At 58.3% G+C, this 15,388-nt stretch carries 11 protein-coding genes and 1 pseudogene; 5 read left to right on the top strand and 7 right to left on the bottom strand.

Translation table 11 applies throughout. The annotated features are described in order from the left end of the window. The first annotated feature begins 186 nt into the window (after positions 1 to 186). Complete coding sequence (locus LB516_RS20350; RefSeq protein ID WP_181166507.1) at positions 187 to 507, top strand: hypothetical protein; 321 nt, start codon at positions 187 to 189, stop codon at positions 505 to 507. Between the two features lie 228 nt (positions 508 to 735). On the opposite strand, the gene LB516_RS20345 is transcribed toward LB516_RS20350, so the two are convergent. The 6 genes and pseudogenes from LB516_RS20345 to LB516_RS20320 form a co-directional block, all read right to left on the bottom strand. After that, entirely contained in the window at positions 736 to 1,779 is a 1,044-nt protein-coding gene (locus LB516_RS20345; protein WP_140824496.1) for a sensor histidine kinase, read from the bottom strand. After that, positions 1,776 to 3,266: an ATPase domain-containing protein gene (locus tag LB516_RS20340; protein ID WP_224643171.1), complete on the bottom strand. Its 1,491-nt coding sequence runs from the start codon at positions 3,264 to 3,266 to the stop codon at positions 1,776 to 1,778. Before LB516_RS20340 ends, LB516_RS20345 begins: the two co-directional genes overlap by 4 nt. 864 nt (positions 3,267 to 4,130) lie before the next feature. Then, entirely contained in the window at positions 4,131 to 4,784 is a 654-nt protein-coding gene (locus LB516_RS20335) for an outer membrane protein (protein WP_224720259.1), read from the bottom strand. Between the two features lie 582 nt (positions 4,785 to 5,366). Continuing rightward, positions 5,367 to 5,564 carry a hypothetical protein gene (locus LB516_RS20330; protein WP_140824493.1) on the bottom strand — a complete coding sequence of 66 codons (198 nt, stop codon included), beginning with the start codon at positions 5,562 to 5,564 and terminating at the stop codon, positions 5,367 to 5,369. A gap of 5 nt (positions 5,565 to 5,569) precedes the next feature. Continuing rightward, a pseudogene (locus tag LB516_RS29165) lies at positions 5,570 to 6,396 on the bottom strand (RNA ligase family protein). Between the two features lie 666 nt (positions 6,397 to 7,062). After that, positions 7,063 to 7,281: a DUF768 domain-containing protein gene (locus tag LB516_RS20320; protein ID WP_140824492.1), complete on the bottom strand. Its 219-nt coding sequence runs from the start codon at positions 7,279 to 7,281 to the stop codon at positions 7,063 to 7,065. 329 nt (positions 7,282 to 7,610) lie between these two features. Here LB516_RS20320 and LB516_RS20315 point away from each other — a divergent pair, with 329 nt between their 5' ends. Both LB516_RS20315 and LB516_RS20310 read left to right on the top strand, forming a co-directional pair. After that, entirely contained in the window at positions 7,611 to 7,997 is a 387-nt protein-coding gene (locus tag LB516_RS20315; RefSeq protein ID WP_224720258.1) for a response regulator, read from the top strand. Positions 7,998 to 8,955: 958 nt separating this feature from the next. Beyond that, entirely contained in the window at positions 8,956 to 9,123 is a 168-nt protein-coding gene (locus LB516_RS20310) for a hypothetical protein (protein WP_224720257.1), read from the top strand. A gap of 827 nt (positions 9,124 to 9,950) precedes the next feature. Here the strand turns inward: LB516_RS20310 and LB516_RS20305 are convergent. Then, on the bottom strand, positions 9,951 to 11,411 hold the full coding sequence (locus LB516_RS20305; RefSeq protein WP_224720256.1) for a caspase domain-containing protein: 1,461 nt from the start codon (positions 11,409 to 11,411) through the stop codon (positions 9,951 to 9,953). 197 nt (positions 11,412 to 11,608) lie between these two features. On the opposite strand from LB516_RS20305, the gene LB516_RS20300 reads away from it, so the two are divergent. Together LB516_RS20300 and LB516_RS20295 are read left to right on the top strand one after the other, a co-directional pair. Beyond that, on the top strand, positions 11,609 to 12,334 hold the full coding sequence (locus LB516_RS20300; protein WP_140620019.1) for a hypothetical protein: 726 nt from the start codon (positions 11,609 to 11,611) through the stop codon (positions 12,332 to 12,334). 312 nt (positions 12,335 to 12,646) lie between these two features. Next, positions 12,647 to 15,295, top strand: a complete 2,649-nt coding sequence (locus tag LB516_RS20295) for an autotransporter (protein WP_224643175.1) — start codon at positions 12,647 to 12,649, stop codon at positions 15,293 to 15,295. The last annotated feature ends 93 nt before the right edge of the window (positions 15,296 to 15,388 follow it).

Genomic DNA, 15,388 nt, shown 5'->3' with positions numbered 1-15,388 from the left:
CTTCAGGAGTGGTGCGGGCGCGCCCTCGACAGTGCGGCCACTCCCGACGATCCTCCGGTTCGGATGGCTGGACATCGCCTATGGACCTGGTCCGCGATCTGACGCTGGCGCTGGAGGCGAAGCGCTCGATCCTGATGAACTAGGCCTAGACCCTAGTACCTGATCGACCAGGCGACCAATAAGGGCATGCCTGAGAACAGTCGGCCGTCGCGTCTCGATGAAGACGAGCAGGCGCTGCTCGCGCTCGAATGCGAGGTTGCCGCCGACGGGGATGGTTCAGGCACGAGAGCCTCGGTCTCAGTGCGACGGCCAATGGCTGATCGGCGTGGCGACTGCCTACTGTCCCGTCTCCGCTTTCCCACGACAATGCGCCTCCGCGTCTCAGCCGACGGCAGCGCTCTCATCGAGGCAGCGAGTGTCGAAATGGGCATGGGCACGGCGACAGTGCAGATCCAGCATGCCGCCAAGCGCCCAAGCCTATGGATCGACAAGGTCTCGTTCGAATAGGTGACATCCTCCTGCCAGGTTCTCTTATCGCTGCCGGCGGATTCGAGCCAAACCGGCAGTATCATTGCCGCGGTACAGCCCGCCCTCGAAAAGCTGCATCGCCGATTGCCCGCCAGCGCGATCTTTACGGAGTTGGCGAGAGCGAAGCTGGCGAGACCTACGCATCGGTTGTCCGAGCTCGATCGCTATCTCGAGCCTGACGAGAGGATTTAGGCATTCGTGTCGTTCCTATCCGTAGGCGGGAACGAGCCGGGTATCTCGCACCGGAAGCTCCATGTCGAACTGCAACCCATCGGGGTCGTAGACTAAATTGATCTTCGCCTGGCACTGCACAGCGACAACTTTTTCCAGCAGTACCGTGCCAAAGCCCTTTCGCTTTGGTTCTTGCACTGTAGGTCCATCCCTTTCTCGCCAATGCAACGCAACGACCCGGTGATCGCTGGCCCGTTCGATCGACCAACTTACCTCAACCCGCCCGTTCGGCCGGGACAAAGCTCCGTACTTGGAGGAATTGGAGGCGAGCTCGTGAAATGCCATGCCTACAGGAATGGCAATGTCGGCGACCAGCGCTACATCGGGCCCCTCAAGCACGACCCGTGAAGAGCCGCTCGTGTCGTAATGGCGAAGTTCTCCCTCAAGAAGCTGGCGCAAAGACGCGGTCTGCCAGTAGTCGTCAGTCAGAATGGAATGTGTGTCCGCGAGGGAGACAATTCGTGCCGAAAAGTCGCGGACAAAGTCTTCCACCCGCCCGCTCGTTCGCGCTGTGGCGCTCATCATGGCGCGAACGTTGGCAAGAGTGTTCTTTACCCTATGATGGAGTTCCCGGATCAACAATTTCTGGCGATCAGCCACTTCTTGCTTCTGTTCGATGTACGACTTGACTTCTAATTGGCGGCTGCGGGCACGCAGTGCCGAGCGGACCGAGTTGACCAAGCTCGAGGCCAGGAACGGCCGTTCAAGGACGATCAAATGCCGGTCGAGAAAATTTAGCCGCTTGTCGAACTCCGTCTCCCGCATCACCAGCAATACGATCGGATAGTCCGACCAAGCCGGCTGCATGTCGAGCCAGGCTGCCAACGCAGTACGATCAGCGTGAAGCAAAGCTTCCTCGGTGACGACGAGACATCTGGCAGTCTCGAGTGCTGCCACCACCTCATCAAGGGTTTTGCAGATCTGTGTAGAGATCCCGCTTTCGGCGAGAATGGAGGCCGCTAGCTTGGCATCTCGCCCGAGCGGAGCAAGGATTAGCACGTCTCCCTCACGGGCATTCATGCCCGGTCCTTGTCTTCCAGAAGTTCCGAGGATTTTCCCTCGAAAAGTGGCACGCCCGTCAAAATTCCCCGGAACTCTGCCAGTGGCTCTCCCACAGCAAGACCTTGGCTACCGATCCTGAATTCCCGGATGGTGTCCTCATGCGGCCCGACCCGTTTCTTGACAACAGAGATCGCGCGTCGGAGCCGACCGCCGCTCTCAAAGAACCTAAGCAGCATAACCGCATCGCAGAGGTAAGTGATGTCAATCGGGACGGACATGTTGCCAATGAGCCCGTGATTGGCAAGCAGCAGAATGGTCACAACGCCTTTGTGATTGAGGTAAGTCAAAATTTCATGCATTTGCAGGACAAGATACTGTTGTTCCGCTAGGGCGTTTAAGTATCCGGTGAGGCTATCGATGACAACAATGCGCACGTCGGACAATTCGACGGCCTTTTGAATCAGGGTTGATAGTTCGCCCGGCGACAAATCGGCTGGATCAATCTGTTCGAGGAGAAGCGCCCCTTGGTCAACAAACTTCTGCAGATCCAATCCAACACCGGCAGCACGCGTCAGAAAGATCCGTTTGGTTTCGTCGAATAGGAGCACCAGCACGCGCTCACCCCGCAACAACGCAGCATGGCCATAGGATGAGGCGATAGTGGATTTCCCAACACCAGAGGGGCCAATCAACAGGGTGCTGGTACCCCTAGCGAGCCCGCCTCCCATGAGTGCGTCCACAGAACTGTCGCTGAGGGCTGGGGGACCGTGCAATCCTTCTTCGTGTTCGGCCGCGACAAGCCGCGGAAACACAATCACTCCGCCGGGGCGGATGACAAAATCATGGAACCCACCTCGGATCTCGACACCGCGCATCTTGATGACCCGCAGACGGCGGCGCTCACTGCCATAGATTGGCGATAGCTGCTCCATGCGGATCACGCCGTGGCTAATGGAATGTAGATTGAAGTCGTCATGCTCAGCGGTGAGATCATCTAGAAGCAGGACCGTCGCGTCGTTGAGCAAGAAAAAGCTTTTCAAGGCCAGAACCTGCCGCCTGTACCGCAAAGAACCTTGCGAAAGAAGGCGAATCTCCGAAAGAGAGTCGAAAACAACTCTATCAGGCTCCAGCGTTTCTATCTCCGCCAGCGCGGATCGAACGGTTTCGCCGAGTTCCAGGTCGGAAGAGTGCACCAGCGTCTGCAACTGTGATGGATCGAGGCTCAATTCCGGAGGCACAAGTTCAAGGATTACGATGCCGTCGAGGGTCCAGCCGTGACGAGTTGCGACCGCAAGCAACTCACGTTTGCTCTCAGAAAGGGTGATGTAGAGGCAGGTTTCGCCTGCCGCGACGCCTTCGATCAAGAACTGCAGGCCGAGCGTCGTCTTGCCTGAGCCTGGACGTCCTTCGATTAGATGCGATCTGTATCTGGCATATCCCCCGCGCAGGACATAGTCCAATCCTGGTACGCCAGTCGGTGTCGGTGCCGCATCATCCTGGTCCAAGTGGCCCCCTTTGTGGTCTGGTGGACCGCCAACAACGGCCGGTTTTCTTAAAGGTTCCTATGAGGCAATCCTGCGCCCGACGGGCGCTGCGAGTTGTCGTAAAGCCGCTCATCGGTAGACCATCTCGGACGTCACTTAACGAGGTCGCCTGGTGTTCTGCCCGGTCAACAGGGCCGACATTATTCAACTAAACGCAAAGCGTCGCGGTCGCATTAGCTCCCGGGGTTCAATCGGTTGCTATTGAACGAGCAACCAGCCGCCGCCAAATCATCCTGGCATTGCCTAGACCGGCAGGTTTCCGATCCTGCCCTACCCGAACGAGCCTGCGAGTGGTAAAGAGGCAGACGCGCCCCAGGATGCAGAATGCAGAGGCAGTCGTGCGCCTCCCAAAAAAGCGACCGCGACGGCGCGTCCTCGCTATTGCCAGGATCGCTCTACTTGCGACGACGACATCGAAGGAGGCGCCGCCCTAAACCAGCGCGCCTTGCCTGCCCCGGAGTACCCTTCCCCCGAACGGGCCAAATACCCAGTGAAGGCTTTTTTGGGGACTTGCGTTGCGCCTAGGTCCCTCGTGCGCTTGGTCGTTGCACATATCTTCCCAAAAACAGCTCGGCGTGATTCCCCCACTGAGCTTTAAGTAGGGTTGGTGTCTTTGACCGATTGCCTGAAGGCTGGGCGAACGAACCTAACGCGAAGGCCGATACGTGACTGTCAACTTTACCTTTGCCTATGAAGGTAAATCTCGAAGATGGGCGGAAAGCTATGCGAGCTCTAAATCGCCGAAGCTCACAACAGCCAGTCAGCGGCTAATCCTTGCGCAAAAGGCTATCGTGGTAAGCGACAGGCTCTATTGGGCTCAGGGGACTAGAACTTGTAGGCGAAGCCTAAGCGAACCTCGCTGGTAGTCAGATCAACAACCCCCGCCGGCAATGCTTCCTTGCCGAAGTCAGTATAGCGATACTCGGCGCGCAGCAGCAGATTGGCCGTCATGGCATAATCCAAGCCCGCGCCTATCGTCCATCCCGTGAATGTATCTCCGAAAGAACTTACGCCGGTGTTACTGCTGATGCCGATGTCTCCAAATGCAACGCCACCCGCGATGTAGGGAAGAAAGCGATCGGCGGCATATCCCAGGCGAAGTCTTGCCGCTCCACTCCAGTTGAGCTCCTCAGTCCCGACGCCGCCCGGAAATGGCAGACCAGGAGCGGCAAATATTTGGCCGCTGCCATCGACATTGGCGGACACGAAGTCCAGTTCCGCACCAATCACGACGTCGCTTGACATCTGATAGTTATAACCAGCGAAGACACCCCCAAGGAACCCGTCAGGGTCTGGCTCAATAAACCCCGGTCCATTATTTTGGTGTATATTGCCATCACTCCAAGCATATCCTGCTTGGACGCCGACATACCCGCCTGTCCAAATAAAAACGGGCGCGGCTTCTCCGACGATGGCGTCGGCAGCAAACGCCGAGGACGCCAGCAGAGACAGCGACAGACCAAGAAGCAGCTTTTTCATAGTGGCCCCCATAACCTGTCCGTTGGTAGCAGAGCTTCCCGGCGCGTGCAGTTGTATTTCCGCCACATTTGACCTGATTCGGGTGCTAGCGCGGTGCGGCTCAGAAAGGGGAGTGGGTTAGCCCAATGGAATACCATCGGTCCGGATGAGAGGGCGTCAAAGGACGGTTGTTCAAACATCACGGAGATCCGTCGGCCTCGGCCGACAAGCGAAGGATCGCACCAACTCGCCCGTGGTGCTGTCGGCGTACTTTTCCTAAATGGCCTCCATTACTGGCGCCGGTCTCGCCGCGGGAGATGACCGGTAGTGGGCGGCCGCCACCATCCCCAACCAGGCACGAGTCCTAGGAAACCCCGCCATGTTGGCCGAGAGCTCCTCGCGGATGATGATCGGATAAGTCCAGGCTTGGCGCGCCGTTTTAAAGTGAGAAGCTGTTTGCCCATCTGTTCGACCTCGGCGGATGAGCGAACTTGAATCCGCATCATTGATCGGGGCGGCCATGGCACGGCGCACCGCGCGTGCTCATTCGGCGATAAGGTCGATCGGCGCTTTGCTTTCCCGGCTTGCCGATTGGCGGCCTCGTCAAGCTCCGCCTCTGCTAAGGGGCGCTGCACCCGGCCCTTCTAAAGGCTGTCCGTCAAAGCCCTGTAGCCAGGCCTCGGCATGCTCGTGCCAATACTCAGGCACGGCGCGTTCCTTGCCATCCTTGCGCGCCTGCTGGCCATACATCCAGGCGTAGGCACAGGTGATGCGCTCCTGATCATTCTTTGCGACGACCATCTTACTCATTCCTCGCGAAAGTTCTGCAATGTAGCGTGCCGCAAATCCTCCTCGCCTCGCAAATGCTTCACACGGCCGATGATGCCGGGCTTGACCCATTGCGTTGCCGGCCGCTTCATGCCCTTGGGCGCCGGTCGGACATGCTCCTGGACGCGTTTCCACAGCCGTTCTCGGATTGCTCGGCTGGAATTGGTGAAGGTAGAACCGACACACTGGCCGGTCTTCCGATCGGCCATCAAAGCGAAGGCTGGCTTGCCCGGCTCACGTTCGACGCCAAGTAACTCGTATTCAGCCACCGTATGGCATTTTGCTTTCACCCAGTTCATCGATGGGCCGCTCCGGTATATACGGTCATTGCGCTTCGACACCATGCCCTCCAGCCCGGGCTGCTCGACAAGGTGGAAAATGCAGCATCGCCGGGCAAAGGCTGATAGAAGTGGATCCTGGTGTGCGGCGGGATCAAGTCGGCCAGGATGTCGCGACAGTCTTCCAGCGCCACATCCCAAAGGTCATGGCCGTTGAGGTGCAGCAGATCAAAGGCTACGAAATAGAGGTCATGCTGCCGGCTGGTGATGGCATTGCGCAGCGGGCCGAAGTCCGAGATCCGAGCCTCGTTCAGCACGATGATCTCGCCGTTTAAGGTGGCGTTTTCGACATTGAGGTCGCCGGCTGCCTTGGCGAGGTCTCGGTATCTGGCCGTGCAGTCGAGTCCGCGCCGCGTGAAAATCCGCACGCCGCCCTCATCCTTGGTGAACTGAGATCGATAGCCGTCACACTTGACTTCGCGAATCCATTCTTCGCCCTCGGGAGGCTTCTCAACCAGGATCGGCATCAGCCGCTTACTGAACCTTCAAACCCATACACAGCACTCACGAACCGCAGTTCAATCAGTTTTGGCTAAAATGGTTTCGGAACCTTTACCAGGGCGTTGCAGCCCGCATGACAAAGCTGTCCGAGCTTGGTCCGCCTATTCCCGACAAGTTGCACAGCGCCCAGCAATATTGAAGAGCATCTGCACTTCTACAACTGCACGTCCCTGTGGCCAAAGGGTTGATCAGCGCGATCTGCGCCAAGTCTTCTGGCATGAGCGGCCCGTTCATGAGCCGCTGGAGCCGGAGCCTGGAGGCGAAGGTGATCGCATTTCCAAAGCGGAAATAACAAAGCCCCACCAGCGGGTGGCCAGGCGACGAAGGCTTGTCGCACTGTTTGATGGAGACGTGAGGCAAACCCCGACATTGGCCAGTGCAGGCCCCCGACCGTGCTATTAAGAATGGTGGAATGCGTGCCTGTGGATGGCAGCGGCTCATTCACCATATGCCGGCAACCCCATTGTAGGCGCCGCTGATGGGCATAGCGTGGAGAAGCGCCGTTCCAAGCGCATCCCTCCGCGCCGGCGTGCCTCCAAGCTCAGCTGACGTTGCCTATAGACGACCGGGGCTTTACGCCGCCGCCCGCTTGCCCGGTCGTCTGCCCCTCTTTTGCGCATCTTCGTTCGCGGCTACAGCCCGCCCGCTCCATGATGAACGGTGGCGTCGAGCACTGTTTCGTAAACGCTGCCGGTCTCCTCCTCAATTTCGGTGCTACTGATCCCGATCGCCTTCGCGTCGGCGAAAGGCTTTTCAATCGCCTCCGCAACCGTAATCACGTCTGAACTGGCGACGCCTGACAGATTGCTGCTTAGCCACCTGTCGAGGAAGTTGACGCCGCGAGTGCTCATCGGGGCATAAGCCGCCGAGAGATGTTACGTTCCGCTCATTGATGCAGCCGCCAAAGAGCGGCCTTTGCGGAATTTCGGCTCCAGTAACTTTCGAGCCGCCGCTATCACGGCGAACGATGTTGCGAAGGTGGTCCTTGATGGAATCCATGCTTCGGCTGCCTGTTAGCGGCGAAAGCATGATGTTCACTTCCATACGTCCGCTACCGGTAATTCTCGCCGGCGACGGACACCCACGCCTTTAACGTCAATAGCGGAGGCTATTAGCATGGACTAATCTTCTGATAGGTCGCAAGATGCCCTCCATTGAGGGGAACCGGTGAGTTGGCGTTGTGATTTTGGTCGTAGAGGATGAGCCGCTGATCCTAATGGATATCGAATCCGGGTTAGAGGACGCTGGGTTCGAGGTCGTTCGTGCGAAAAACGCGGAAATTGCGATCGAGGTGTTTGACACAGACCCGTCGAATATCCGCGCCCTGGTCACTGACGTTCGTCTCGGGAACGGAAAATCTGGATGGGAACTCGCCAGATATTTCCGCCACGCCTCACCAGCAATGCCAGTTGTCTACGTCAGCGGTGACAGTGCCCCCCATTGGGCTGAACAGGGCGTCCCAAACAGCGTCATGATTTCAAAGCCATTTGCCGTCGTGCAGATTGTAACGGCACTAGCCACACTCCTTAACCAGCAGATGCCGCGCGACCCAGGCACGCCCACCTAAGTGCAATGTCACTGGTGCAGTAAAAGAGCCCGCTGGCGAGAGCTTGCGGGCTTTGAACACATTCCACTTATATCAAGGGACCGGTGGCGGCGGCGGGACTATCGACGCCCCCGACCGGGCAGTCACGGACGACAGTCGCTCGCGTTTGATCAGCCCTGGGGGCTCCTCGCCTTATCCGCGGCGGCGAAACTGCGCCGAGCTAGCGAGCCTTGTCAGCCGCCTGCGATCAAAGGGGAGAGCGCAAACCGGCCGCGTCTATTCACGGCAGCGGCGGCGTCTGTAGACAGAATCAAGGCAATTGCCGGACCTTGGTGACCAATGCGGAGAATAGAATGCCATTCGGCGCCATGGAAATTGTGCCGAGATGAAAACAGCATCAAGAAAGCCCGCCGCTCCCGCGACGGGCCTTCCATAGGGCGTGGCACATCCCGTCGGAATCGACCACTGTATGGTGAACCTCCTCCCTCGAGTAGTGTTTCGGGCACGAAAAAGCCCGCTGGCTGGAGCCAGCGGGCAGGGTCACTTGGGAAGGCCGCAGGAGTTGGTGCGGCCCGCTCCCGAACCTTGATTTGCTGCGAACCGATATTAACCTATCTGGATTTTGAGACATGCGACAGAACGCGAAGAAGTGGACATGTTCCCCCACTAACCTTCCCTTTCCAACGATCTGCCTGAACGGCGAGTGGATCGCCTTGCTTGCTGGATCGCTCAAGTCCGCATCTTTTTCGCTTTGAGCGACGAGTTCGTTTTGCTGAAGGGTCACGTACTCTCGACGCGCGAGTGCCCTCCTTAATCGGGAGCACGTGACATTATCGGAAGGCGAAATGCAAAAGATTGTAGCTGCTGTTGGATATCGCCTGCTGCCTCCGTGCCGCGTGACTTGGGCTAAGGAACAATTTCCCGCCCGCGCGAGTTGCTAACGCAGTAGGTCACACATCACGATAAGGCGGCCATTCTCATGCAAAAGATGGACCACACCAAAAAGCTGGTTAACCGCTTGGATGAAACGCAACGCCGCATTAAGGAAACTCAGGAGATTATCGAGCAAAACCAGCGGCTTATAAAGCGATCTCGTAAAATCCTTTCAAGTGCAGCCCAGAATTTCGGCGATGCTCGGCAGGGCTAATCATCTCACTTCGGAAAGCACACCTGGCGATTAGTCGGGTCATTTCTGTCGGAGTTTGATTGCGCTCCCGACCTCGACAACGCTACCTCACACCAGCATCTACCTATATTGCCGCCGGTTGGCTCGATGAGCAGCGCGTCCGCGGCACGGCCCCAGCGGAAGATGCAGCACTGTCGCCACGACGCAGAACCGAGGTCATTGCGACTTGAGACCCGTGCTGCCGTGCTTCAAGACCCAGGGGGCCTTCAAACGAGCAATGGCGCGGTGCTCGTCGTTGAACGATCATAGCTATGCAACGGAGCCGCCAAGATCGCGCTATCATCGCGACGCGGGGCGCGATCACGCTGCGGGGCGGGCAAACAGTCCACCCCCGTTTTTGTTGGCCTCAAAGGCCGTTGAAAACCTAGGATGATAGGCTGCTCGGCGATGATAGGAAATTAGCAACTTCAAACATTGTTACGCACATCCGCGATCACCACGAAGCGTCCGCAGGCGCTATCGGCCGTGTTCAGCAGGGCCCCACCAACCTTCCCAAAACGTACTTCAGTCGCTCCGTTTCAGTGGGCCAGATCATAGCTGTCTCCGACTGGAGTGATACGCCGTCTCGTTTTCGTTGCCTCACTGCATCCATCAGCTCTCGTGTCGCTTGAGCGACCTTGGCGACTGGGGCAATGGACGCTGTAGACCGGCCGGGTTGCCGGGCTTGCACAGATCTGGCGCAACACACTGCAAGGGAACGGCGGCTAGACGATGCGGTGAAGCACCCCCAAGGCCCCGTCATTCCCGTTCGCTCCGTGGGAAGTGAGGGCGTGAGCAAAGGCGGCCGCCTAGAATACACCGCCAATGCCGATGCCCCCGGAAATGTCGGGTGGGGGAGCCGCGGGACGTCTCGGCGCGGCTGGCGAGCGTTTTGCAGTCATCCCCCTGGGGGTGTTGCGCGACGGGGCGGCATCCGACGCCACTTTAGCCGGCTTGGCCTTGACGATGACCGGTTGCTTGCAGATTCTGCCTGAGCGCAGAAAGAGATCGCCGAGCAGTCCGACGCTCGGCTCAGTCGTTGCTGCGACCTGCTTGGTGTTTTTGTAGTAGTCAGTGAGAGCACGAATTGAGCCCGTGCCCCAATCCCCATCAACCTGCATCCGGTAGCAGCCCAGGCGACGAAGTTCCGTCTGAATGTTGCGTGCAAGATCGGCCGTCTTGTCCTTGTCCCCCACGCCCGCGGACGCGCCGATTATAAGGGTTTCGAGACCGGAGACGACACTTTGGCGAGCGTCTTCAGCCCCTTCAGCGGGCGACAAATTGGCAACCTGAGTGCCAACAGGCTGCGCCAAACTGGATGACGGTGCGGGAATCTCGACCGACCGCAACGTCTGTCCAACGATGACCACGGCTGTTTGCAGGTCATTTGAGGCAAGTTCGACCTGCAACCTCTTCTTTGCTGTGGGGTCTGCCAGGATGCGTGAAAGGCTTGCGCTCAACTGTCCCGGATCGAGCACCTGTTGCTCGGTGAAATAGAACTGCTCGCGCAGGTTGGATTGATCCCAAGGCACTTGACGGCCGACCGTCAGCGCCTCAGTTTCGTTGCGCACACGGATCATCATGTCCGAAATGCTGAGCCCGGGGATCTCGACATTCTTCAGCAGTGCGGTGGTGAACGGGCTGTTTTCGCCGCCGCCATCTGCCGTGACATTTCCAGGCTGAGTGGCAAAGGCAACGAATGTATTTTCACCGACTTCAACTTGCGCCAGACCATTGCTCGCGCCGCTGCCAGAACCGAGCGGATTGTTGCGGCAGGCGTCCAGGAATATGAATGTCTGGCGGTCGCGTCGCGCGAACCGCGCGATCACATCATTTAGCTTGATGGCGCTGCCCGTCAGTTTTTCCAGGCTTTCAGGATCGGGCGTATCAACCGAGAGCAGGTAGTTTTCGCCATTCAGTTGGACGCCGTGACCGGCATAGAAAATCAAAACGGCACTGGCGCTCGGTAACCGCGCTTCAGCGTCTTGCAGGAGTTTGGCAAAACCTTGGGTCGAAAGATCGGTCCCAGTCAGGACTTCAAAATTCAGCCGCTTCAAGCTCCCTGAAAGCCTTATGGCATCGTTTGTTGCATTGGGGAGATGCTCAAGCCGGGTGCTTTGATAGTTCGAATTGCCAATGACGATCGCCAGCCGGTTGCGTGGTTGCGGCGACGCGGTCTGTTCGACCGCCGCGCGAGCGCCGGCCGAGCCAAGGAGCATCAGAAGCAGAAGCAGCGGGATACGAAACAAGAGTCTGAGGCGATGGGTCATGTCAGCATGCTCGGTCCGGCCTGCGTCAATGTTGATCTCGCAGCCTTCCAAACAGCGCACCACGACGCAAAACGCAATCCTGCCCGAGCGTCTGGACCTGCGCCCCCAAAGGCCAGCAGATTTTTATACCAAGAATCGTATCAAAGATAGGTGAAAGGGATTTGTATGCGCTCAGTCGCTGGATTGTGGAGGACAAAATGCCAACCAAGATCAACCTTGCGCTGCCGGTTTATGGAGCCGCTTACAAAAGCGTGTTCGTCCGCAGCCTGTTCGCAGCCCTGACCCACAAGAGCCTGTCCAGCTACGCCTTCACGCTGTCCGAAATCGAGTACACGGATATCCCATTTTCCCGGAACTATTTGCTGACCAATTTCTACTACAACAAACCGGATTGCAGCCACATCCTGATGATCGACAGCGATATGGGCTTTTCGCCTGATCTTATCGCCGCGATGCTGGCGCTTGAGAAGCCGGTGGTCGGCACTTTGTATCCTCGGCGCCTGATCGATCTCCGCAGACTTCACTCGCTGTCGAAACTGCCCTTCGAAAAGGCCTTTGCACGGAGTCTGGAGTTCGTCGGAACCATCATCGAACCCCGCCAGGAGATGAGCGGCTTCGTCCGGGTGTCGCTATGCGGCACGGGCGTCTTTTTGGTGTCCCGCGACTGCGTCACCGAGATAATCGAGAAACTTCCGGAAACGGTGAACCGGTCTCGCTACAAAAACAACAAATACACCGCACAGTTCGACAGCTTTCTGACGCCGTTTTCAAAGATCGTGACGCCCGATGTGGATTTGCCGACCGATTTTTCTTTCTGCCACCGCTGGGCGCAGCAATGTGGCGGCGAAATATGGGCGAGCTTTGACCGCAAGGTCGCCCATGCAGGAGATATGACCGTTTCGGCAGCCTATTCTGAGCTGTAACAGTCTCCTCTGACGTTGATGTACTGCCATGTCAGCAGTTCGATCGGAGTTTTCGATAGTGACCTTGTCGCCACATATGGCGTTACAATGGTCTGAGGGCGAACGCCTTTCCATTGCTATAGGGCAGCGCGCCGCGTACACTTCCGGTCAGCAAGGCATCGAACCCACCAGATGGGTCGCCGAGCGATTTTAATAGCCTAATTTGTGACGGTATCGATTTCTCGTAAGTGAGGTCGAATGAGAGTGCCGCGCAGGGTTTATCAACTGGGGGGTGTCCCGTTGCTTGCGTTAGCGGCAGCGTCCACGTTCCAAATGTCTGGCGCGGCAGCCTGCACCGCCACCGCCGAGGGCGCCTCGACAACAGTCGGGTCTGGCGTCTCCGCCGTAACGACCTTCCAAACGACGTCGGTGACGGCCTCGTGCAACACAGCCGGAACTGTCCAGGACTTCGGCGGCGTATTCACGACGGGGTTCGAGGGTTACCAAGGGCAAGACAACAGTTCGTCGACTGTCATCGTCAACGACTATGACGGCAATGGCGACGACGTTGTGAACATCGTTGGCGGCATCCTGAACAACAGTACGGCGACACCCAGCGTAAGTGGCCTGCCGCCGATAAGCTCGGAGGTAACGACCTCCTTGCAGCCGGGCACGGGGACCATTCAACTCCTTGGCGGCAACGACCGGTTCGACATGTCCGATGGGGTTTTCAACAGTGAGCCGTTTGCGCCGCAAGTCGATGCCAATCTCGACACTGGTGCGGGCGATGACACGGTCACCATCCACAGCGGCACCATTCTGAGCGTCTCCCTTGGCGAAGGCAACAATTCGCTGGAGTTGACCGGCGGTGAAATTGGCGGCTCAGTCATCGGTGGCGATGGCGCCGACACCATCATCATAGGACACGATACAAGCTTGGCCGATGGCGACGGCGGCATTGTCGCGGGTTCTGTTTTGACAAATGGCGGCGCCGACAGCGTCACCATCAAGAAGGGCGCCATTATTCACGGCGATTCGGAAGGAGGAGGTGCCATCGGGCTTGGCGACGGCGACGACCACTTCACCATGACCGGGAGCGTCCTCGACGCTAGTCTGAGCGGTGACGATGGCAACGACACGCTGGCTATCAGCGGTGGCACGGTCCACAGCGCCGTGACCGGAGACGCAGGCAATGATACGATCACGGTATCTGGTGGCACCGTCGACGGCAATGTCAGCGGCGGAGCCGGGTTCGACCAAGTTTCGGTTTCCGGCGGCACCATCAAGGGTGGCATCGACGCAGACCACGTCCAGCTCTCCGGCGGAACTATCGGCGGTGACATCACTGGCCTTGGACCCGACACGCTGATCATCAACGGATCCGGCGCGGTCGATCCGCTCAATCTGAGCGATCACGTTCTTTTCAGTGGAACCAATGCCAATGGCACCGTCACCGATACCGACCTTGCTGCCGGCGGCAAAAGCCAGAATTTCGCAGGGTTCGATAGTTTCTCCGCCGACCATTCCACGCTCCGTTTCAGCGGTGGCACGCAAGGCATCAACCAACTCAATCTCGGCAATGGCTCGACGCTGTTCATCAACGGCAACGTCACTATGCCAGGTTCGATCATCGCGACGAATTCGCTGATCAACCTGACGGACGGTGCCGCCGATGACGTGTTGACGCTGGGCGGCCTCACCCTCAATGGAGCAAGCATCGGCCTCGACATCAATCAACAGACGCTGCAGTCGGATCAACTCGTCGCCAACGCATTTTCGGCCACCGGGGTCAACACCATCATCGTCAACCTGCTGGGCACGCCCCAATTCACGCAGGCGACTGATATTCCGATCATCGTCTCGACCGGCGGGCCGATCGCCGGGATTTTCAACATCCAAGGCACTCCAGGCACCCTGGGCTCACTTTTCACCTATGCGATCGTCACTGGCCCGAATGGGGGCTTGTTCCTGCGCGCAACGCCGGCCAATTTCGGTATTGCGGCGGCGCCGATCAGCGCCACCAACGCCGGGGCGGTCACGGTGGCAATCGATGCTCTCTACGGCATAAACCGCGACGCGATCGATGCTGACCTCCCCCTTTCGCCCGCATCGGGATCCGGAATGGTGCCGGTTTCGTCCAGCTTCGGCGTCTTTGCCTCCGGCCAATTCGCTCATAGCGAGCATGACGGCTACACTATCAGTGGCGGCGGTTTGAATGGCCCCGGTCCGAGCTTCGATGCCAATGACTTTTCGGCCGCGATCAGCCTGGATTTCAATGCCGCCAAGCATTTCCAGTTCGACAATGAGTATGGTCTCAACATCGGTATTTTCGCCGGCTATGCCTCGACAGACGTCAACCTTGGCGCGTTCCGTGGATTTGACGCCATAGGCGAGGGCACCAACAAGGCCGGCATGTTCGGCGGCTACGCGCTGTTGCGCAAGGACGCCAATTACGCCCTGGTCTCCGCCTCCGGTTTCTTCGGCGGAAGCGACGTGACCAACGGCGTGCTCGGCACCACAGGCAGCTATGACACCGAGGGCTATGCGGTTACGGGATCGGTCGGCCACATCTTCACCTTGGGCGAGCGCACCCGTTTCGACCTGCGTGGTGGCCTGCTTGGCGTGTCATTCCGCGGCGATTCCTTTACCGACAGCGGCGGCAACCAGTTCGGCAAGAGCCGGCTTTCCTTTGGCGCGTTTAAGATCGAGCCTGGGATCTATGGCGACTACAAGCTAAGCAACGGGATGGTGTTCAGCCCCTATGCACGGGCCGAATTGCAGCAGCGTTTCGGTTACAAGAACACGACCGAAATCGACACCAGGACGATCTCCTTTGACGATGCCGATTTTTCCGCGGCGCTGTCGGCCGGCTTCAACCTGAAGGTCTCGGAGTTGACGACCGTCAACGGCGAAGTCCGTGGTAAGGTGTCGTCCGACAGTTCCACTATGGGCGCCAAGCTCGGACTGAAGGTCGCCTTCTAGTCGCGTGACTCTGCGATCCGAATGAGTTGGCGCGGCGCGCGCATTCGCGCCAGCATTTCGCCACTGCTACCAGATCGCCACCTCCCACTGCTC

The organism is Mesorhizobium sp. CO1-1-7 (genome assembly GCF_020164885.1).
Lineage (GTDB): Bacteria > Pseudomonadota > Alphaproteobacteria > Rhizobiales > Rhizobiaceae > Mesorhizobium > Mesorhizobium australicum.
The sequence above is the reverse complement of the archived record's forward strand: the minus strand, read 5'-3'. Positions and strand labels throughout refer to the sequence as shown.